The sequence below is a fragment of the Candidatus Viadribacter manganicus genome (assembly GCF_001679665.1).
GTDB lineage: Bacteria > Pseudomonadota > Alphaproteobacteria > Caulobacterales > Aquidulcibacteraceae > Vitreimonas > Vitreimonas manganica.
In genome coordinates, this window is sequence record NZ_CP013244.1 from 1342712 (window position 1) to 1363546 (window position 20835).

At 58.0% G+C, this 20835-nt stretch carries 21 protein-coding genes; 13 read left to right on the forward strand and 8 right to left on the reverse strand.

Annotated elements, in window-relative coordinates:
• The first annotated feature begins 95 nt into the window (after positions 1-95).
• From ATE48_RS07030 to ATE48_RS07045, 4 genes are all read left to right on the forward strand, one after another.
• The gene (locus ATE48_RS07030) at positions 96-767 is read left to right on the forward strand and encodes a DsbA family protein (RefSeq protein WP_066769421.1); all 672 of its coding nucleotides are present in this window, start codon (positions 96-98) and stop codon (positions 765-767) included.
• A gap of 357 nt (positions 768-1124) precedes the next feature.
• Positions 1125-1904 (forward strand): CHAP domain-containing protein, encoded by a 780-nt coding sequence (locus tag ATE48_RS07035; RefSeq protein ID WP_156767644.1) that lies wholly within the window; start codon positions 1125-1127, stop codon positions 1902-1904.
• A complete protein-coding gene (locus ATE48_RS07040) occupies positions 1901-3304 on the forward strand; it encodes a caspase family protein (protein WP_066769427.1) in 1404 nt (467 codons plus the stop codon). Before ATE48_RS07035 ends, ATE48_RS07040 begins: the two co-directional genes overlap by 4 nt.
• A gap of 250 nt (positions 3305-3554) precedes the next feature.
• On the forward strand, positions 3555-5102 hold the full coding sequence (locus ATE48_RS07045) for a toll/interleukin-1 receptor domain-containing protein (RefSeq protein ID WP_066769430.1): 1548 nt from the start codon (positions 3555-3557) through the stop codon (positions 5100-5102).
• Positions 5103-5223: 121 nt separating this feature from the next.
• Here the strand turns inward: ATE48_RS07045 and ATE48_RS07050 are convergent, their stop codons facing one another.
• Positions 5224-6009, reverse strand: a complete 786-nt coding sequence (locus ATE48_RS07050) for a M48 family metallopeptidase (RefSeq protein ID WP_083197202.1) — start codon at positions 6007-6009, stop codon at positions 5224-5226.
• Positions 6010-6313: 304 nt separating this feature from the next.
• Between ATE48_RS07050 and ATE48_RS19705 the strand changes: the two genes are divergently transcribed.
• Positions 6314-6529, forward strand: coding sequence for a hypothetical protein (locus tag ATE48_RS19705; protein WP_156767645.1), 216 nt, complete (start codon positions 6314-6316; stop codon positions 6527-6529).
• A gap of 166 nt (positions 6530-6695) precedes the next feature.
• Here ATE48_RS19705 and ATE48_RS07055 read toward each other — a convergent pair whose 3' ends face one another.
• On the reverse strand, positions 6696-7982 hold the full coding sequence (locus ATE48_RS07055; protein WP_066769431.1) for an alkyl sulfatase dimerization domain-containing protein: 1287 nt from the start codon (positions 7980-7982) through the stop codon (positions 6696-6698).
• Positions 7983-8261: 279 nt separating this feature from the next.
• Between ATE48_RS07055 and ATE48_RS07060 the strand changes: the two genes are divergently transcribed.
• Positions 8262-10046, forward strand: a complete 1785-nt coding sequence (locus ATE48_RS07060) for a hybrid sensor histidine kinase/response regulator (protein ID WP_228126829.1) — start codon at positions 8262-8264, stop codon at positions 10044-10046.
• On the opposite strand, the gene ATE48_RS07065 is transcribed toward ATE48_RS07060, so the two are convergent.
• Positions 10043-10456 (reverse strand): MAPEG family protein, encoded by a 414-nt coding sequence (locus ATE48_RS07065; RefSeq protein ID WP_156767646.1) that lies wholly within the window; start codon positions 10454-10456, stop codon positions 10043-10045. The genes ATE48_RS07060 and ATE48_RS07065 overlap by 4 nt on opposite strands.
• A 175-nt stretch (positions 10457-10631) precedes the next feature.
• Here ATE48_RS07065 and ATE48_RS07070 point away from each other — a divergent pair, with 175 nt between their 5' ends.
• The 5 genes from ATE48_RS07070 to ATE48_RS07090 all read left to right on the forward strand — a co-directional run bounded on the left by ATE48_RS07070 (position 10632) and on the right by ATE48_RS07090 (position 14582).
• A complete protein-coding gene (locus ATE48_RS07070; protein ID WP_228126830.1) occupies positions 10632-11588 on the forward strand; it encodes a LysR substrate-binding domain-containing protein in 957 nt (318 codons plus the stop codon).
• 250 nt (positions 11589-11838) lie between these two features.
• Positions 11839-12570, forward strand: coding sequence for a Bax inhibitor-1/YccA family protein (locus ATE48_RS07075; RefSeq protein WP_066769436.1), 732 nt, complete (start codon positions 11839-11841; stop codon positions 12568-12570).
• A gap of 81 nt (positions 12571-12651) precedes the next feature.
• On the forward strand, positions 12652-13689 hold the full coding sequence (locus ATE48_RS07080; RefSeq protein ID WP_066774681.1) for a TerC family protein: 1038 nt from the start codon (positions 12652-12654) through the stop codon (positions 13687-13689).
• A gap of 330 nt (positions 13690-14019) precedes the next feature.
• Positions 14020-14199, forward strand: a complete 180-nt coding sequence (locus ATE48_RS07085) for a YdcH family protein (protein WP_066769439.1) — start codon at positions 14020-14022, stop codon at positions 14197-14199.
• A 26-nt stretch (positions 14200-14225) separates the two neighbouring features.
• A complete protein-coding gene (locus ATE48_RS07090; RefSeq protein WP_066774683.1) occupies positions 14226-14582 on the forward strand; it encodes a TFIIB-type zinc ribbon-containing protein in 357 nt (118 codons plus the stop codon).
• 5 nt (positions 14583-14587) lie between these two features.
• Here the strand turns inward: ATE48_RS07090 and ATE48_RS07095 are convergent, their stop codons facing one another.
• Together ATE48_RS07095 and ATE48_RS07100 are read right to left on the reverse strand one after the other, a co-directional pair.
• Positions 14588-14890: a P-II family nitrogen regulator gene (locus ATE48_RS07095; RefSeq protein WP_066769441.1), complete on the reverse strand. Its 303-nt coding sequence runs from the start codon at positions 14888-14890 to the stop codon at positions 14588-14590.
• 4 nt (positions 14891-14894) lie between these two features.
• Positions 14895-15944 (reverse strand): sodium-dependent bicarbonate transport family permease, encoded by a 1050-nt coding sequence (locus ATE48_RS07100; protein WP_228126831.1) that lies wholly within the window; start codon positions 15942-15944, stop codon positions 14895-14897.
• A 330-nt stretch (positions 15945-16274) separates the two neighbouring features.
• Here ATE48_RS07100 and ATE48_RS07105 point away from each other — a divergent pair, with 330 nt between their 5' ends.
• The gene (locus tag ATE48_RS07105) at positions 16275-16901 is read left to right on the forward strand and encodes an SOUL family heme-binding protein (protein ID WP_066774687.1); all 627 of its coding nucleotides are present in this window, start codon (positions 16275-16277) and stop codon (positions 16899-16901) included.
• 79 nt (positions 16902-16980) lie between these two features.
• On the opposite strand, the gene ATE48_RS07110 is transcribed toward ATE48_RS07105, so the two are convergent.
• Positions 16981-17466 carry a helix-turn-helix domain-containing protein gene (locus tag ATE48_RS07110; RefSeq protein WP_066769444.1) on the reverse strand — a complete coding sequence of 162 codons (486 nt, stop codon included), beginning with the start codon at positions 17464-17466 and terminating at the stop codon, positions 16981-16983.
• A 282-nt stretch (positions 17467-17748) separates the two neighbouring features.
• Here ATE48_RS07110 and ATE48_RS07115 point away from each other — a divergent pair, with 282 nt between their 5' ends.
• On the forward strand, positions 17749-19128 hold the full coding sequence (locus ATE48_RS07115) for a sensor histidine kinase (protein WP_066769446.1): 1380 nt from the start codon (positions 17749-17751) through the stop codon (positions 19126-19128).
• 48 nt (positions 19129-19176) lie between these two features.
• Here the strand turns inward: ATE48_RS07115 and ATE48_RS07120 are convergent, their stop codons facing one another.
• Both ATE48_RS07120 and ATE48_RS07125 read right to left on the reverse strand, forming a co-directional pair.
• Positions 19177-19374: a hypothetical protein gene (locus ATE48_RS07120; RefSeq protein WP_066769449.1), complete on the reverse strand. Its 198-nt coding sequence runs from the start codon at positions 19372-19374 to the stop codon at positions 19177-19179.
• A 285-nt stretch (positions 19375-19659) separates the two neighbouring features.
• Entirely contained in the window at positions 19660-20823 is a 1164-nt protein-coding gene (locus ATE48_RS07125) for an OprO/OprP family phosphate-selective porin (protein WP_066769452.1), read from the reverse strand.
• Positions 20824-20835: the final 12 nt, after the last annotated feature.

Sequence of the window (20835 nt, forward strand, 5' to 3'; positions counted from 1 at the left end):
GTCCACAGCACTCATTTTTGGCTATCGCGCGCGCAACAGCGCCAAACTGCAACCCAGGCGGCGCCCTGCGCGTAGCTCTCTTGATGAGGACGCAAATGGTGAGACTTATTCTGATCGCGATTTTTTCAAGCTTCGCGGCAACGGCGAACGCCGCCATCTCGGATGAGGCCGCGCGCGCCTGCGGGGTAACGTCCCAAACCATAGCCGCCTCGCACGCGGCAGCGCCGGTCTTGGCGCGCTTTGAACGCGACGCCGCTTTCGCCGATCGGGGCGCAGGCCCAATCCGGATCATCGAATTTGCCGATTATTCGTGCCCCGCCTGCCGGGCGCTTCACCCACATTGGATCGCGTTCGCACGCGCCAACCTGGACGTTCGAATATCGGTGGTTGAATATCCCATCTATGGCCGCACCATCGTGTCGCGCGCCACCGGCAATCAAACCTTGAATGCCTCGCGCATCGCCATCGCCGCCGCCGCGCAAGGCAAACAACTGGCCTTCCATGACGCCTTGATGCGCATTCCTGGACGTGTCGACGATGGCGCCATCCGTCTCGCGGCCGAACGCGCCGGCCTTGATCTGCCCCAAGCGCTGAGGCGCGCCAATTCCGCCCCCGTCATCGCCCAAGCCGATCGAAATCTAGCGCTTGCGGAGCGCTTAGGCTTTGTCGGCACGCCCCATGTCGTTGTCGACGGCATCCTCCTGTCGTTACAGCGTGGGTGGACGTTGGAACAAGTAAATTGCCTGGTCGCTGCAGCACGCCGCTAGCCGGAATGGGCAAGCCAAACATTTCGCCAACGCAGGATGACGCCATTGAAGACCTGCAAATCTTGCACGCCCACACGCCGCTGCGGGCATCTCAGATTTGCTTGCGCCGCTTTCAATAAGCGCCTCACATGATGGGCTTTTGCACGCGCTTATCGCAGGCGCGCCCGCTGACATGATGCACATGCGAACACGCATTTTCATCATCAAGACGCGCCAGGCGCCAAACCGCGCAGACGGCTAAACGCGCACCAGAATGCGCCCTACACTTGGAAACCCTCGATCATTCGGCGATACAATAGTCGCAATAATCTAAGAGCGATGAGCTCCTAGATGCTCGACCATGGCGGGGGCGCATAAATGGGTAAAATTCTACGCCGAACCTTTCTGGCCAGCGCTGGCGCGGGCATGTTCGCAGCCAGCGCCAAGGCTCAATCAGACGACACCTTCGATGAAGACCAACGCGGCGATCCAGACATCGCCTACGAGACCGTGCGTGTGGATCCTGAAAAAGTTGCAGCGCTGTCTTCAAATCAGGTTCGCGCAACCTTCAATCCGGCAAACGCAGACTTTGCGACCTCGCTTTTGGCGACAGCTGACCGATTTGTCGGCGTCAGCCGCGCCAACAATGAAAACCAGGTCATTGCGTTTCTCGATCTCTTTGACCTTCCCTTTCGCGACAATCGCGGCGAGTTCGTTCCCTATTGCGCCACCGGACTGGCCTACACCGCAGCGCTTGCCTATTACGAATTCTGGAATGTGGGTCAGACCACAACCAATGTGATGACCATTCGCCAGTCCCTGCCGGAACTGATGCGCTATCACTTTTATCCTTCACCTTCGGTCATCGACATGTACTACACAGCGCGCGGCATGCGGCGCTGGCGCGATGCAAGCAACGCCGACGCGCGCCCGACGCCAAAGCCAGGATGGCTGGTTGTCTACAGCTTCGGACGCGAAGCCGACCATGTGGGCATCGTTGAATCGGCCGACGCGACAACGCTCAACACCATCGAATTCAACACCACCAACGGTCTCTCAGGCAGCCAACGCAATGGCGGCATGGTGGCAAGACGCACACGACCCTACGGTCAAAACGTCAAAGGCTTTATCGCAACCGACGCTCGGCGCCTGCCATGATGACCAGAGCGCCGGGCCTTCTTTTGATGCTGCTTACACTTTTGTTTGCCGCGCCGTCGGCTGCGCGGCCTTTGGCTGTGGACGTCAATGGCGCCCCGCGTGTGCTTTACCAGGAACGCCACGCCTTACTTATCAGCGCCGCCCATTACGAACACGCTGAGACATGGCCTGCGCTTAGCGAAATTCCGAACGATACAGCAAGGCTTGAAGTAGCGCTGATGGCGCAGGGATACGAAGTCGAAACGCTGCCTGACCCCCATTCCGAACAGCTGCTTGTTCGCATGCAGGCCTTCATGGCGCGCTATGGATCGCCGGATTCCGCTATTCTCATTGTCTATTCGGGGCATGGCTGGACCGATCCGGCCACACAGCTAGGCTACATCGTGCCCGTCAATGCGCCAGATCCGGCCAGCGATCGCAGCGGCTTTCTGGCATCAGCGGTGTCGCTCAATATGGTGCGGGCGCTGGCCAGCGAGTCACGCGCCAAACACACGCTGTTTGTGTTTGATTCGTGCTTCTCAGGCTCGATCTTCACCACCCGATCGCACAATGGCGCCCCCTCGCCGCGGCAACGCGATGTCGCCGCCTTCACCCGGCTTTCGCAGCCTACCGTGCAGATCCTGACCTCAGGCAGCGCCAACGAACGGGTGCCGGGCCACAGCATCTTTATGGATGCCTTCATCAGCGCGGTCGGCGGCAATTCCCAGCCTGACATTGACGCAGACGGCGTCCTCACCTTCGACGAGATCGAGTTTTGGTTTCGCCACGTCGTCCAATTACCCAATCAAACACCGCAATCAGGTTTCCTCACCTCATTCACCAATGACGGTCAATTTGTACTTCGCTCAAGTGCGCTTGCCCCCGGTGAGACCGCAGAAACCGCAGATGACGAATTTTGGGACAGCCTCGTTGATGGCCCCATCACCAGCGCAAGCGCACGCCAATATCTTGCCTATTTTCCGCTCGGCGCTCATGCCGCCCAGGCGCAATACTTTTTGCAAAGGCCGCAAACGCCAATCATCCTCGAAGGCGTAGCTGCTGGTACAAATCAGCCATGTTCTGGCGTTCGCCGCGAAGGCGTCGTTTATTTTGCCTGGAACCGCACCAATCTCAGTGCAGAGGCCGCAACCACCTTAGATGATTTTCGTCAGCACGCGGACGCTACCGAATGGATCGTTGTAAACGGCCACACCGATACGCTCGCAGCCGATCAATTTTCGATGGATCTTTCCCGGCGCGCGGCCATAACCGTGAGCGATTATCTCAGCGCCAACGGCTTTGCCCGCGGCCTTTTGACAACGATCGCGTCAGGAGAGCTAAGCCCGGCCAGACCCACCGCAGATGGCGTTCGAGAGCCACTCAACCGACGCGTCACGATCACGGCGTGCGTGCGTAACTAAACGCCCGACAATTGGGGTTAGCGCACCTACGCCTAGATTATTGTCCCGCGCGTTTGCTCAAAAGCATCCGCGAGCTCAGGGCCGACACCTCCGCCCAGAGACGAGCCCCAAAGAGTTGAGCGTTGCACAAGGCCACGCCGCTCCTTGCCTCAGCGACCTCCCGGGGGACCTTGACGTCATGCGCATCATGCATCCACGCTCACATTGGTGACGGCGACCCCCATCGACCGTGCGCTTAAACGAGGTGGGCATGAAATTCGTCGCTTTCATCAGTTATGCGCATGCGGATCAACGATTCGCAAAAAAGCTGCACACCGCTCTAGAGCAGTATCGAATTCCAGCGGCGCTGCGATCGGGGGCGCGCTGCCGCGAAGACGGCGGCATCGGTCGTCTATTTAGAGATGACGATGAGCTGGGCGCCGGCGATAGCCTTGGCGCGGCGCTTGAGGGGGCGATTGACGAGTCTGCAAATATGATCGTGATCGCAAGCCCAGCTTCAGCCACCTCTAAGTGGGTCGACAAAGAAGTTCGACGTTTCAAGCGCAGACAGGACGGTTCGAAAGTCTTAGCCGTCATCGTTGCAGGATCGCCAGGCGCAAATACGAGCGAAGAGTGCTTTTGCCCCTCGCTCAAAGTGCAGATCGACGGCAACGGCGAACCCACCACAATTCTTGACGAGCCGCTTGCGCCCAACGCGAGCAAAGAGCCGTTCCGCAAACTGGTCGTCCGGCTCGTCGCTGCGCTTTCGGGTCTCGATTTTGACGTGCTTTGGCAAAGGAACGCCAGGCGCCAGCGTGGTCGTATGATGGCGCTTGCAGGCGCAATCGTGGGGCTGACGCTGGTTGGCGCGATAAGCGTTCAATTGACTGTTCGATCTCAATTGGCCGGAGAAGTCCAACGCGCGACCTCCTCGCTACAAAATCGTCGCGAGCGAGATCAGGCCGCTCAAGCAGCTTGGGCTCTATTCGACGGCGCCGCCAGATACGGCGCAGATGTGACACCGCTTGAAGCGGCTGCGACAGGCACATTGATGGCGCTTAATGCTGCGCCGAGCGCCACCGACACGGATCGCTATACGCCAGAACAGGCAAACACATTGCTTCGAGCAAGCGGCCTGCTGATCATCCCCGAACGGATTTTTATTTTAGATGCGGATCTGGACGGGAATGGATCTGCGCAGGAGATGCAAGGCCCCATCCCGATCCTCGAATTTGCCCAAGGGCAACGCTGCGTCCGTGGAGGACTCTCGTCAGACAATAGCAGGCTTTTGATGGGCTGCGCTTTGCCAAGCACGAACGAATGGGGCGATCCTATCGATGTGTACTCAGTGTATTCCTTGGCGCCAGGGCAAACGCAGACGCAGCGCGAGGCGACAATCGAATATCACGACCTCCCGCTTAGCGATGACCCAAGCAGCACTGTTGGCGCCCGCTATGTCTTTTCTCAAGAGTACGACCAAATTCTCATCCGCCCATCGAGCAATCGCGATGAGATCGTGTCTCGCATTACAATATATGCCTGGGGCATTGCGCACCGACGCTTCGTATTCGCGAACTCTAATGGACGTTGGCTCGTGCGCGTAAACCCTTTTACTGTTTGGGAAGTGAGTGAAGACTCGATCCAGCGCGCCCAACAAGACGAACCCGTAAGGCTGCTCTGCGCCAATATCGGCATTTTAAGTCGTGGAGCGGTTCAGCAAATGTACCCACACGCTGCTTTCTTAAGGCATGCTGACGGGGAGTATGTCGCCATCCAAGCAATAGAAGAAAAATGCCGCGCTTTGGGATATAACGCCTAGCTCCGCCACCAACGGCGTTCGATCAGGTCGCTAAGCGGGTTGTCCGCAGCACACTTTGCGCGGACGGGCTAAACGCCGCCCCGACACCTATCGAGGGATCGCAGCAAGAGCCAAAGATCAGTCACCGCACTGGCCCAGCCAATTGTTCGAGCGCCACTAGTCGCTCTTCATTTGTGGGATGGGTTGAAAGCCAGGCCAAGGGCTGAGCGGCGTTGTCAGCGCTCATGCGTCGCCAAAACGAAACCGCATCGGCTGGCGCATAACCGGCGCTGCGCATGACATCAACACCCAGCCGGTCAGCTTCAAGTTCGTGCTGGCGCGAATACGGCAGCACCACCCCATACATAAGACCAAGCCCTAACGCCGCCGCCGCTTCATCGGCGTGCTCTCCCATTTCTTCAGACAACAAAACTTGCGCTGCACGCACGCCGACGCTGACGGCGAGCTGTTGGCTTAATCGCTCCGCCGCATGGCGCGCGGCGACGTGACCAATCTCATGGCCCATCACTGCGGCGATCTCGCCATCGGAAGCGGCCAAATCAATCAAGCCGCGGAAAAACCCAACCTTGCCGCCCGGCAAAACGAACGCATTGACCTCAGCGCTTTCGAACGCGACGAACTCCCAATTCACATTGGTCAAACCCGACGCATCGGCGATGGCGCGCCCTATCGCACCCAGCCTTTGTTGTATGCGCTCATCTTCAACACGAGGCGTCTGCGCTTGCAGATCAAGCCAGGCTTGATGAGATAATTGCGCCAGCATTTCATCGGAGACCAAAACCAATTGTCGCCGCCCGGTCGCCAAATTCTCCGAACATGCGCCCAGCGGCGCCAAAACCGCACCGGCGCCAAGCACTTGCAACAACCGACGGCGCGGCAAACTATTTAAACGATGCATCAAACTCATGACGCAGACCTAGGCGCCAAGAACGTCGCCGACAAGATTCGAACGCCGGTCGCGGCGCCTCGACATGAAGACCCCAACGAACCGCCCCAAGCAACATATCGCAAGCCATGTTGGGCGCTCATGCTTGCTATTGGGGTTTTCAATTCCACCGCTCCTTTGCCTCCTGCTGAAGCGCCTTACTTTAGTGTAGCGGACCGGGCCCCTCTGGCGATCGACCGATCGTGATGTCGGACTGCATGAAGGTGGGGCCGCACGCGGCAAAAGCACAGCGCCCCCTCTAAGAGCGATAAAAGGGAGCACGCACATGAACGTTATTCAGCGCCTTCTGATACGCGACGAGATTGACGCGCTCGAACTCGATCTGGCGCGGGCGCATGATCGCAGCCCTAACGAAGAACTTGAAATTCGCCAAAAGATAGCGCGCCTCGAACGCTTGATCGCACAACCGGCTCTACATCGCCGATCAGCGCCGCCCGCAAAGCCCTTCACTGGCGCCGAAGGCGCGGGGCCCCGCCAATAGCGGCAATGCTCTGGTCTTACACCGCGAGAAAAGCTTGAGCATGGCGCGCCATGGCCCGATCACTGTGACTTTGGCGTGCAACCTGCGCACCGGTCAAGGTCGACGTGATTCGGTTCTCTTGGCTGCGCCTCATCAAGTTTCGACCGGTTGATGCTGCCCGTCACACTTAGACTGACTTCGATTTCGATTCATTGGCCGCCGAACCGAAGATGCCCTTGGCCATAAGCGAGGTCTCGCCGTCACGGCGCAGCTGAAACACTTCGGCGCGCAATTCATGCACGCGCTTATCGTCCGGCGCTGCAAGCGCGGCCAACTCGGCCAAGTGGCAAGCGACACGCACCTCGGTTTGCGCCAAGGCGCGGGCGCGTTCAGCAAGCTTGACCGCCCCGCCCGCAAGCGAGGCGATTTCCGCCCCAAGCATTGCCTCTTGCGCCGGCTTTAAATTGGCTGGATTGCCATCATACCAACCCCCGTAAAGGCGCCAGATATTACGCACGACAAATTCAGGCTCATCATAGAGCGGCCTCAGATAAGGCTTCTCCAGCGCCGCCGGATCAACCTTGACGCTGTGGATGATATCGTTGAGCCGCGCGCCCTGGTTCATCAGTGCGATCGTTTCATCAACAAGCTTGTCGAGCGTGTCCGCCACGTCTGTCAGCACGCTTTTGATGCGCGCGCGTCCCCCGATCGGCAAACCGTGCGCCGGCAAGAATAAGTCTGCATCGCGGCTCGCCATATCGCGAAGCGCGGCTGCCCATTCGCGCGGATAACGTTGCACCTTCTGGGGATTGCCGGCGTTGGGAAAATTCCAGATGAAAAAATCGCCAGCACAAATGGCTTTGTGCTTGTCGATCCAAGCCCAACTATGATCGTCGGTTTCGCCCTTGGCGTGATGCAACTCGATCGCAAGCCCGCCGACATCCATAGACATTGTGTCAAGGTAAGTGCGCTCGGGCTTAGGCGAGCTTTCCGGCAAAAATTGCGTTTCCCCAGAGATGTCATAACCGGCGCGGCGAAATTGGCCGAATTGGCGTTCATTGACGATGTGATTATAGCCATTGGTCAGGGCATAACGCTCAAAGCGCCGCGCGACATTGGCGTGCCCGCATACGCAAGGACGCGGATGATTGGCGCTGGCGGCGTCGGCCATAAAGGCTCCGCACCCGCCTACATGATCGACATGGCCGTGCGTGTAGACGATGGTGTTGAAACGATCCTTTTTCCAGCGTCTTATTTGCTCAACGACGCGCGAGCCGCCCGGCGGATTTGAGGTGTCGAAGGCGACCAGACCGTCATCGGTTTCAAATAAGATCGAATGAGAGAACGCCTCCACCATCGCCACACCGGGCCTAAGTTCGGAAAGCTGGTGATTGATGCGATTGATCGGACCAACTTGCGCAGCCGATTCCGCGCCGTCGATGATCGCGCTCGACATCGCCAACAAATCCGCCATTTTAACCCTCGCTAGAATGAGGCTTTATCCTGCGCCGATTTAAAGCCCCCGGCAATTGAAGGGCGGCGGCGCAACAAAGCTCCGGCAAAACAAGGACGGGTTCGCATAAATCCCCCCTGGCGGCGCACCGCGCTCTTTGACGAACGTGCAGATGCCTGCGCCGCGCTTCAGCGAACTTGTGCGCTATTTCACAAATCGAACCGCAGCATCACGCCCGCTCTTGCCGGACTCGCCCGCCCCGCTCTAATGGCGCTCAAAATGACCTCGCCCAGGAAAAACATGTCGCTTGATCCAGACGACAAAGAAAGACGGGCCATCGAGCTTGCGCTGGCGCAATTCAATCAAAGGTCCTGGAGCGACCACTTTGTCGCGCGTTTGGCCGCCATTGGCGTGTCGTCGCTGTTTGTAGCCTGGCTCGTCAGCCCCCAATGGGGCGCTTTCACCGCCGCTTGCGCGATGGTTGGATTTTTCTGGGATGCTTACGCCACGCGGACGCTTCACCGCGCGATCGCGGGGTTTGCATCCTTCAACCTCGAACAAGCACGCGCTAAACGCAGAGCCATCATCGCCATCGTCACGGTCGGCAGCGCCATCTATTGCCTGCCCTACGCCGCTTTGGCTTTAGCGCCTGAGCCTGGTCCCATTCTCGGCATGATCTTCGCGACCGGGGCGATGTCGCTCATTATCGGTCAGCACGTGCTGACAAGGTCAATGTCGCTCTGGACATTGCCGACACCGACTTTTGCACTGGGCGCCAACGCCATGATGCTCGCCGGCGCCGATGCAGCTTTGGGATGCGCCGCCTTCGCCTTGATCGCAGCCGCCAATGCCTACACTTTGGCGATGGCCGCCTGGCGCGCCTCGCAAGATCTCATCGATGCACAACTCAATGCAGAGTACGCTGCCGAAACCTTGGATCAGCAGGTGATTGTGCGCACCCGCGAACTTGCCTCCGCAATGGCCGAAGCCAAAGCCGCCAATGAGCAAAAATCTGCTTTCTTGAGCGCCGCCAGCCATGACCTTCGCCAGCCTTTGCAGGCCGCGACCGCCTATATGTCGGTGATTGAATCCAGAGCCGAAGCCGATATCGGCGCCATCGCTACAAAAGCGCTGACCGCGCTTGATGTCACCAATGACATTCTTGGCGCGCTTTTGGATGTCTCGCGCTTAAACGCCGGCGCGGTCGAGCTACGCACCAGAGACTTCTCAGCCGATAGCTTTCTGGCGCGACTAAAGCTCCAGTTCGAAACCGCAGCAGCCGACAAGAACTTGGACTTCATATGCAGCTTTTCGCCTTTAATGCTCCACTGTGATCCCGACATGCTCGAACGCATTGTCGCAAACTATCTCTCCAACGCCATCCGCTACACACAGGCCGGCGCCGTCGAGCTCAGCTGCAGCCGCCGCGGTCACGTTGCGCGCCTCCAGGTTCGCGACACCGGCATCGGCATCGCCGCTGACAAATTGGACGCGATCTTCGATGAGTTCGTGCAATTAAATAATCTCGCCCGCTCCAGAACACATGGCTACGGACTTGGATTGTCGGTGGCAAAGCGCATTGGCGCCCTTATCAATTGCGCGACAGGGGTTGAATCTAAGCTTGGCGAAGGATCAACGTTTTGGGTCGACGTCCCGATCACCGACACCGCCCCTCGACCACTTGAATTGGCCGCCAGCGAGGCGCCTGCGCGCAAATTTACCCATGTGCTTTTAATCGAGGACGACGAGATGGTGGCTAGCGCCACAAATCTGGCGCTTGAAAATGAAGGCTATAAGCCCAAGCACGTCATGTCGGCGAAAGCAGCGCTCTTGGCCCTCGCCCATGGCTATCGACCCGATGTCATCATCTCCGACTTTCGCCTTCCCGACGGCTATGGCGCCGATCTCATCAACACACTGCGCCTTAAGACGGCGTCACCTATTCCAAGCCTATTGCTGACAGGCGACACTGTCCTTGGTGACGCTGAAGCCGAACGAGCCGGCATTCCGATCCTTCATAAGCCGGTCCCAGCACGTGTGCTGTTTGAAGCGCTGAGCAAATTAAAAGCAGCGCCAAGCCCCTAGCGCACCCACAACGCCATCACCGCCCCGGCAAGCGCGCCCAGCACCAAAGCCATGCTCGCTAAAAATTGGATGACAAAGCCCAGCTCGCGCTTACTGGGATCGGCCATATAACCCAGCCCATAAAAGATCCGCCCGACGATCCAAACCAGACCAATCGCGGCAGTGATGACGCCACTTTGATCCTGCGCCAGCCAAAACAAATGGCAAAGCCACAAGCCCGGCAAAAACATCGGCAGCCATTCCAGAGTATTTGCCTGCACGCGAAGAGCCCGCTCCAAGCGCGGATCGCCTGTCATCGCCGGCGCCTTGATGCCAGATGCGCGCCGCGCCGCACCAACGACGATTACGGTCCAAAGATAGACCAGCAAGGCCACAACGGTGACGATGGCGACATAGGCGTGTGCTTGCATAATTGGCCCTTGGCTTTTTTCAGCGCAACGCAATGGCATGCTTTGTCGCCGTTCAAAAGCCTTCCTCTTGGCGAGCGCAGCGCTCGCCCCCGCCCCTGGCGCCGGTGAGCTGGCGCCTGAAAGCCAGAGCCTGGCCGCAAGCTCACGCTTGATCAATGTCAAGCCGCAACGGCTAATGGCGCGTTCTGTCGCTGCGCAAACGCCATTTCATTTGCCCAAGATCTCTCTTACCTCTTGGATCATGCCGGCCCAAAAACCACGTTTGGTCAATCTCGACCTTGATCTGTTGCGCGCCTTCGTCGCGGTCGCTGAATCGCAAAGCTTTACCCGCGCCGGCGCCCGCCTTGGCCGCACCCAATCGACCATCAGCCTGCAAATCAAACGGCTTGAAGAGAGCGTCAATGCCGAGCTTTTTTCCCGCGACCCGCGCAACGTCACTTTGACCGGTCACGGCGAAGCGCTTTTGGTGCAAGCGCGGCGGCTCTTGCGGCTCAATGATGAGATTATCGGTGAGATGTTCGAGCATTCTTTGGAGGGCGAAGTGCGCTTTGGCGCGCCCGAAGATTTCGCCACCACTCATCTACCTGGCATTTTAGGCGATTATGCCCGCGCCTACCCTCATGTCAGTCTTCAAGTCACCTGCGATTTGACTCTGCGTCTGATGGATAAATTGAGCCAAGGCGAACTTGACCTGGCTTTGATCAAACGCGAACCCATGGGCGCAGATGGCGGCGTGCCGGTTTGGCGTGAAGAATTGGTCTGGGTTGGCGCCGGTGAAGATGTCTTGCCGGCCGCAGCGCCCGCGCCTTTGATCGTCGCCCCAGCGCCATGCGTTTATCGCAAGCGCGCCACCAGCGCGCTCGATAAAGCCAACCGCCCCTGGCGCATCGCCTATACCAGCCCCTCGCTTGCCGGCCAGCAAGCCGCCTTACGCGCAGGCCTTGGCGTCACCGCATTGCCGACCGAAATGGTCCCCGCCGATTTGGTAAAGTTCGGGCCCGAGCAAGGCTTTCCAGCGCTTGCCGATGTTGAAATCGCGCTGATGCGCGCCGGCAAAAGCTTGCCGGTAGCAGCCGAGCGTCTGGCCAATTTTATTCTGGCAAGCCTTAATGCCTCACGTCTGCAAAGCTGACGCGATGGCAAATTTCGATCGCTAAGATTGAGAACATCAATCACTCCCAGGCTTTTGCTGGCCGCATCCGTCACCATCTCTCACTGGCCAGGCCGGGCCCCTCTGGCAGCGCAATGCGCTGCGATGTCGGACTGGAGGATTGCGAGGCGGATGAGCCGTTTTCGGCCCTCATCTTGCCTCCCGCTCCCCCACGGGGAACGCGCCTCCGCCCGCAATCCTACGATTGGATCAAGATCTAGGAGCAGGGCACATGGCCTTTGAAGATGTTCAGCCTAAAACCCCACCTGCGCGCGCTATAGCCGCCGATGCATTAGATGTCGGCTTGCGCCGTCACATGCTGGCGATTTTCAATTTTATGTTTGCCGGGCTCGCCTTAAGCGGCGCGGTTGGCTTTTTTCTCATCCAATCCGGCGCCAGCGCACTCTTTTTCTCATCCGGACAAATGACGCCGTTAGGCTGGGGCGCAGTCTTTGCCCCGCTCGGGCTCTTGATGTTCGCCTCATGGAAAAGCCAAAGCCTCAGCCTCAGCGCCACGCACGCAACCTATTGGGGCCTTGCGACATTGCAGGGAATAAGCCTTGCGCTGCTTTTTCAAAGTTTCACCGGCCAAAGCATCGCCCAAATCTTCTTCATCACCGCCGCCGCATTCGGTGCGCTTAGCCTTTATGGCTACACAACCAAACGCGCGCTTTCAGGCATTGGCGTCTTCTTGATGATTGGCCTTGCCGGCGTCGTTATCGCCTCATTGGTCAATATCTTTATTCAATCCAGCTTGCTGCAATTTGTGGCCGCCGCCATCGGCGTTTTGGTGTTCGCCGGCCTCACCGCTTTCGACACACAGCGTCTCAAAGACGAATATATTGCCGGACTGAACGGCGATGTTGCGATGAAAGCTGCGATCTGGGGGGCGCTTAGCCTCTATCTCAACTTCATCAACCTCTTCCAAATGCTGCTGACCCTGTTCGGTCAACGCGAAGAATAATTTTTCATTTCTGAAAACTGACGGGCGTACGCGCTGGACTTGCGCGCGCGCCCGATCGGCTGGTGCGGAGATCAAACGCCGATGGATTTTTTGACACAAGAATATGCAAGCCAGCCGCTTTGGCTTTGGTTCAGCTTTTTAAGCTTCATCGGCTTTTTGCTTTGGCTCGATCTTGGCCTCTTAAATCGCAAAGACGGCGTTGTCTCGCCGACCAAGAGCGCGCTCATGTGGGCCGGCTTTGCCTCTATCGCGATAGCATTCGGCTTTTATGTCGGCTTGGTGTTTGAACCCGACCCGCAATATTACGCATCGGCGGACAATCTCAACCAACAAGCCGTGGTGCAATATTTCACCGGCTATCTGCTCGAGACCGCGCTTGCCTTCGACAACATCTTCGTTGTCTCGCTCATCTTCGGCTATTTTGCCGTGCCGCGCGAATATCAACACCGGGTGCTGTTCTGGGGCATTATCGGCGCCATCGTCTTTCGCGCCATCTTCATTTCCGCCGGCGCGGCCGTGGTCAATTCATGGACCTGGGTGCTCTACATCTTCGCTGCGCTTTTGATTTTCACCGGTTGGAAAATGCTGACCGGTCATGGCCAAGATCTAAAACTTGAAGACAATCGCTTCTTGGCCTTCGTACGTCGGCGCCTGCGCGTCACCGACACCATCGACAACCATAATTTCTTCGTCAAAAGACCCCACCCGGTCAGTGGCAAGACCGTGCTTTTCGCCACGCCGCTATTTTTGGCGCTGATCATGGTTGAGGCCGCCGACATCGTCTTTGCGGTCGATTCAGTGCCCGCGATCTTCGCCGTCACGCGCGATCCCTTCATTGTCTACACATCGAACATCTTCGCCATTTTGGGCTTGCGTTCGATGTATTTCATGCTCGCCGCCGCTGTTGAGCGATTTAAATATCTAAAATATGGACTTTCACTCGTTCTGGTGCTCATCGGCGTCAAGATCATCTGGAACTTCGGTCTCTCCAAAGCTCTAGGTTGGGCGCCTTATCTTGAACCGCATTGGGCCTTGATCATGACCCTTGGCCTGCTTGGCGGATCGATCATCTATTCGCTCTGGCGCACGCGCAAAACACCAGCGCTTGAGCAGAGCTGAAGACGTAAGCTGCGGCTGGAGGTGATCCAGCCGCAGCCTTCATCATCGCCATTTGCTTATCTCATCGGCGCATCACTTTAACGCCCACATCAATGACCCAAATGAAGACCGTAGGTTCGGGCCCCTCTGGCGGCGTGCGCTGCGATGTCGAACCTACATCGCGCGCGACGACAATCCTGCGTCAGCGGCGAGAAAGGACCATGATATGATCCGCACAATAAGCGCCGTGCATGCGGCTTTACGCGCCAAAAAGCCAAAGCCCGCGAGGGCACAGCGGGCCAATCAGAACAACACAAACGCGGCTCGCGAAAAGCCAGTGACGGAGCGCAAATGATGGACGCGCGCATCGAGACCTTGAAACAACGCCACGCCAAGCTTGATCGGGAGATAGTGCAAGAACAGGCGCGTCCAGTCTTTGACCCAGCACACGTCGGGGCCTTGAAACGCCGCAAGCTTGCCCTTCGCGACGTGATCGTCCTTTACGAAAAGACGCGCCCGAGCGCGCTTTAAAGCCAGATGAGATCTTGGAGTTCTATATGCCGTTATTGATGTGCCCCAATTGCAGCGCCAGTATGCAAGCCCTGCAACGCGGCGGTGTTGAGTTCGACATGTGCCCCTCGTGCCGCGGCGTCTGGTTAGATCGCGGCGAACTTGAAAAAGTCATCGCCAATGCGCGCGAAGAAAATCACGCCGCCCCAAGCGAGCCACGCAGCCATTCAAGCGCCAGCCCCAGCCGGCCCCAAGCGCCGCCAAGCTCTTACGGCGAACGCGGCGAATATGGGGAGCGGGGTGAATATGGAGAACGCGGCGAATATGGCGAGCGTGGTCAAAGCCAACATGGCTATCCACCGCGCCGCAAACGCGGCTTTGATCTTTTCGATATCTTTGATTGAAGCGGTCAAAAGCGCTCGGCGCGCATCACCTCAACATCACTTGCGCTGACGATGCCGGGATAGATTTTGAAATAATCACCGAGCCAAGTCAGCGCCGCCTCCGCCGCTTGCTCATCGCCAATAGCGATGAGCAAGTTGAGGCCCTTCTCATCGACACCGCTTTGGCGCCAAACCCCATGCGCGCCAGAGCCTTCAAATCCTTCAAACACGCTCCAGCCCTTAAAGCCCGAGGCGCCAAGCATTGCCTCAATGCGCTCTCGCGCATGTGGCTCGACAAAGATCTCAAGCTTTCGCCGCACAACCAACATCGCTCTATCCCCAGACGATGCGCGCCAACGCATAATAAAGTGGAATGCCAACCAACAGATTGAATGGAAACGTGACGCCTAGCGAGAGCGACACGTAAATCCCGGCGTCCGCTTGCGGCAGCGCCATCCGCATTGCCGCCGGCGCTGCGATATAAGACGCTGAAGCAGCAAGCACCGCCATCAACGTCGCATCACCCAGCGACAGACCCAAAAAGCGTGCGCAAGCAAGCGCTGTTAAAGCGCCCAGCACCGGCCATATCAGCGCAAAACCAACCAAACCGAGATTAAGGCGCGGCGCCGCAGCCATGCGCCGGGAGACAACAAGGCCCATCTCCAGCAGGAAAAGACAAAGCGCGCCTTGAAAGAGCGGCCCGACAAACACTTCAAGCCGGGTCATGCCGCGCTCGCCGGTCAATACACCGATGATGAAACTGCCAACCAACATCAGCGCTGCGCCATTCAACAGCACCTCACGCCAAAGATGCGGCTTTACCCCAAGATCGCCGCTTTGAGCGCGCCCGCCCACGATCACCAAAGCGGCAAGGATCGCCGGCGTTTCCATCAACGCCAAAACCGCAATCATATAGCCGCCGAACTCAACGCCAATGGCGCGCAGATATTCGCTCGCCGCTGCAAACGTCACCACTGAAACACTGCCATAATGGGCAGCCGTCGCCGCCGCCGTGGCGCGATCAAGTTTAGAGATCCATCTCAACACGCTAAAAGCCAGGAAGGGTGCAGCGAAACTCATCGCCAAACCAAGTCCGCCGGCGCTCAGCATCTGGGCGCTCAAACCGGCCGCTGCCGCTTCAACCCCGCCTTTAAAACCAATGCAGAGCATCAAATAAAGCGCCAAAGTTTTGGCGACCTGATCTGGCACGTTAAGATCGGATTTTAGCCAGCCGGCAAAAGCGCCCAAAGCAAAGAACAGCACCGCCGGTGCAATAAGATTGGCGCCGGCGCCGGCAATAAGATCAGCTAGCACATCAAGGCTCCATCCATCGGGCGCGGCTGATGCATGAATTTGCCGGGCCAAGGCGGTGAGATTTCTCAATAGCAATGATCTCTTGGCTCAATGATCGGCTGAAAAACCTGGATCAAGCGGCGCAAAGGCCGGCGCTTTAGCTTTGGTGCTTCATCCAAAGCCAGATCAGTCTCGAGACTGATCGGCGTCTATGCCGCTTGTGTAGACCGATCGGCCACAAGCGGCGCAAGGTGGCGATTGGCGCGGCGCTAGTGATCAGCGCTGCACTGGTGTTAGCAGCTTATCTTAAGCGCGCGCCAGGCGCGTGCTTAAAGACTTTGGCGCAGGTCCAGAACACCGACTTTGGCGCGCTTGCACTCAAATGTGATCTTTTCAGCTTCGCTAAACGTAACCACCGCCATGAGATTATTTGCAATCGTGTTCAGCCTTTTTGGACTGACAATTATGGCTTCGCCTGCACAGGCCGTTGAAGAACCACGCTGGAGCTTGGTCTATGAAGATGGGCCATTTCAGATCCGCGATTATGCGCCCATTGTCGTGGCCGAGACCCGCGTGAGCGGTGATCGCGCCGGCGCCATCAATGAAGGGTTTCGCAAACTTGCGCGCTACATATTCGGCGCCAACGAACCCAATCGCAACATCGCCATGACCGCGCCGGTGGCGCAGCGCCAAGCCAATCTGAGCGGCCAACGCATCGCCATGACCGCGCCGGTGGCGCAGACCGGTTCAGGCCAAGATTGGATTGTAAGCTTTTACATGCCCCCCAGCATGCGCCTGGAAGACGCCCCTCGCCCGCTTGATCAAGACGTCAGCCTCCACCAGAGCCCGGCCAGGCGCATCGCCATCGTCCGCTTTAGCGGCTTTGCCAGCCAGGATAATCTTGAACGTCACGCCCAAAGGCTGCGCCAAAATCTCGCCGCGCGCGGCCAAACAGCTTTGGGACCAATAAGCTATAATTTCTATGATCCGCCGTGGACCTTGCCCTGGACGCGGCGCAACGAAGTGATGGTGGAAATCCAAAGCTAAGCGCAGAACCCGCGCAGAATTTGAAGCTCAAGCCTCGCTTTTGCTTTGAACGCGGCATCCGACTTTGCAACGGCGCCGCTCAGCCTTGTCTCACCCCAGACGGCTCTGCGCTTTGGCTCTGACCAAAATCGCCCAGACGCTCATAATAGCGCCCGACCGCGTCAAAACATTCATCGCCGATCTGTTGAAAGTTCGGATCGTCGAATTTGAACGCCGATTGAACTTCGCCATCGCGCAACTCGATCAAAAGCCCGCGCCGCAAAAGCTCATTGACCTTGCGCCGCACCGTCTCGCGCGCCAAAGACGATTTATCGGCAATGGCGTGTCGCGAAATTCTGCCCCGCACCTCATTGGGCGGGCGCGGATCATTCAATAAGTGCGGTCTTTGCTGAGCGCCGGCCATCAACGGTCGCATCGTCGCTTCATTGACAATGAGAAAAATCAGCACCGCCTCTAGATCGATATCAGGCACGCGCGAACGCAACGTCCACAACATGTCGAGCAATAATTCATTGGCGGCGTAGGCACGCGGGCGGACATGATCGGGCAGCTGATCTTCGCTCATTGAAGATGGGATAAATCCAAGCTGCAAAGCCTTCCAGTCGGCGGCGCAGCAAGCTTGTGAACACCGAAACGAAATGATGGTTACGTTTTCGCGGCAACAAAAAAAACCCAGGTGAGCCGCGGCGATTGACCAAAGGTCAATTGCGAAAACCTCGCCAGCTTCTGCGCGCCAGCGCCAATAAACGCCCCGGGTGGGCTTTAGCGCCTCTCTTCGAATCCTCCCTTAACGTTTGGCGCGCCATCGTCGGCGCCGACCCCCCTCTCAACGCGCAGCCAAGCCCAAATGCTTATCGCCGCCCCGCCCCACGATCAGAACGCCGCCAACGCCTCACAGCCAGATCCCCTGATGCGCGCAGCGCAGAACGACAAGAATAGAGCTTGGCTGCGCTGGCTGGTGACGCTTGTCGTTTCCGGATTTTTGTTCGCCTATTTGCCGTTCTGGATCGGCGCGCTCTGGCTTTTCGCGACGCTTTTGGCCGAGACAGTTTCAGCCACAGCCCGCGCCCGTCTTGCAAAAGGCGATTGTGGCGTCGCGCGCGTTTATGTTGGCGCCATTTTCGCGGTCTCGACATTGTGGATCGCGCACGCGCTCATGCTCTGGGCCCAGAACGACGACCTTGCCCGCATCGCAGCGCTCATGGATCTCTTCACCGTCGCGCTCTATGGCGCTGTCGGGGGCCATAAAGACCAACGCATCTTGCTTGCGCTGACGGCGCCGCCGCTTCTTGCCCTTGCAAGTCTTCTCATTGGATTTGCCTGGAGCCAGGCGCCGGCGCCGCTCGCCCTCATCGCCAGCATAGCCACGTTGGGCGCATGCTTGACCATCGCCGCGAACGGGCTTGCCATGCACCGCTCTGACCAGCTTTTGCTCAGCGCCAATGTCGAGGTCGCAAAAGAACGCGACGCGCTTGAAACCCGCGTGCTTGAACGCACCCAAGACCTCCAGAAGGCGCACGCGGCCTTACAAGCAGCAAGCCGCGCCAAGTCCGAATTTTTGCGGGTGATGAGCCATGAATTGCGAACGCCTTTAAATGGCATATTGGGCTATGCTGAATTGCTGGCCGAAGACATTGAGGCCGGCGAAGCCAAGCAGGATGACGCTCTCAAAATCGCAGCCTCAGGGCGGCGATTGCTCCGCCTCATCAATGATGTTCTAGATCTTGCTTCGCTTGAAGCTGGCCAAATCTCCACCGGGCGCGAAAACACCGATTTGAGCGCCTTGTTGGCCGCAGCGCAGCACTCAGCCTCTGAAATCGCCGCGCAAAATCAAAACCAGATTACGATCAATATCGCACCAGAAGCGCTTTTCGTCGCCACCGACGCCAAAAGATTACTGCAGATCGTCCGTCACGTTCTCGATAACGCCTGCAAATTCACCAATGGCGGCCAAATTAAAATCAGCGCCGATATTAAAACCAGCGCCGAAGGCCCCAAGCTCATAATCGCCATCGAAGACACTGGCGTCGGTATGGCGAAGGAGGATTTGCAACGCATCTTTGAGCCCTTTGAGCAAGCAAGCCAAGGCATGGCGCGCAGCCATGAAGGCGCCGGTCTTGGATTGGCGATTACCCAAAGGCTGACGACATTGCTGGGCGGGACGCTCGATGTGACCAGCACATTGGGCCAAGGCGCCAAGGTGGTGCTAGAGCTTCCAGCCGACTAAGCTTGGCCCCGCGTGGTCGCTTCGCCAATATCGCAGCCCAAGCGCTGACTAATCTTCTTTGCCGGCGCCTTCTGACTGGCAATTTGGCACAGTCATCGCACCGCTCATAAGCTCGACGATGCGAACGCCGGTATGGGCCAGGGCCTTGGCGTCGCGCGCCGCGTGTTCGGCCTCTGCAAAGGTTTCAACATGTTTGAACGTCTTGGCGCCCAGAGGCGAGATCGACCTGATTTGATAAAGCGGCATCAGCGCACCGAGGAATCTCTAACCCTTTTTAGCGGCGCCGATCGCAAGCAGGCGATGCAAGCCAAAGCTTTGGGCGACCGCATTTAAGGCATCTGGGATTTGCGCAATTTGCTTCTGCAAGCGCGATGAAAAGCGCTGAGGTCTGAAAACACGATTTCAGCGCCCGTCAAACGCAGGTCAAAAGACCTGCAACCGCGCGCCTGCCCGCTTAGCCAACGCAGGCGCGCATCAAGCGTAAGATCAGCGGAGCAAGGCTTTAAAGCCCTGCTCCGCCGATGCAACGGATCAAAAATCCAATTGCGCGCGCGCTTGCACGATATCGATATCGCGATCCAGCGCTGGGTTGATCGCATCGACTTCAGAATGCACGAAATTGCCCATCAGTCGGAAATTGCGACCAAGATACCAATTCAGACCAACGGTATAATCATCGGCCGTGCCGCTGGCGCCGACGCCGGCTTCGGAAAGATCAAGCGAGCTCACGCGCCCAGCCAGTTCAAGCGCGCCCCAGGCATGCTCGGGACGGGGACCTGCAAACACGCCCACCGCATCGCCATAACGACGTTGTTCGCCGGTGAGCACCCAGCCGGCTTGAACATAATAGCCGTCGGCCGTGACATCGGCGCCGATCGAACGTTCGAAATTCGACGACACGAACTGGGCCTGCACCAAGAACGGCCCAGTCGAATAGGCCGCCTCAAGATTGTAGCTCATCGAGGTGTCGAGATTGGTCAAAACACCTGAAGTGATCGCAACCGGCGCCAGCGAAGCTTCCGGCGTTGAACTGATCGTGCGCGTGTCGGCGCTGGCAAATTCGCGCCGATCAAGGCCGAGGCCAAAATGCAGCGTGTGTTGGCGACGCTCGATCGGGCTCCAGGTCGCACGCACCGAGACACCATCGCCCTTTTCGGCGGGGTTATTATCTTCAGCGTCGATGGCGTCGGTGAAATAGCCGCCCGAAAGACCAAAATGGCGCCCTTCATAGCTTGCGCCCAATCCGACGCCAAAACCTGGCGCCAGAGCCTGCACCAGCGAGCGCTCCATGAACATCGTCTCGTTCGAGCTTCCAACGTCTTCCATACTAAAAGGCGCGATGAAATTGCCGGCCTTGATGGTGAGATCGTCATTGACGTCGTAGCTCAGCCAGACGTTGCGCCAGCCGCCGCCATTTGAAAATTCGCGGTCAACGCGCAAACGCCAATCATCATAACGGACGCTGAGTTCAAGACGCGCGCGACGCACCGCTTCATCGTCAATATCAACGCCGGTATCGTCGACTTGCGCTGCATCCAAGTGCAAGCGGCCGCCAAGATTGATCGAGAAATCACCGGCTTCGTAGCTTAGGCCGCTGGCGCCGGCTTCAAGACCTTCATCGGCATGGGCCGCGCCCGCTCCCAATGCGCAGCACAACATCGCTGCGCCGACCACGTCACGTACCGAAATTGCCATTACATTTTTCCC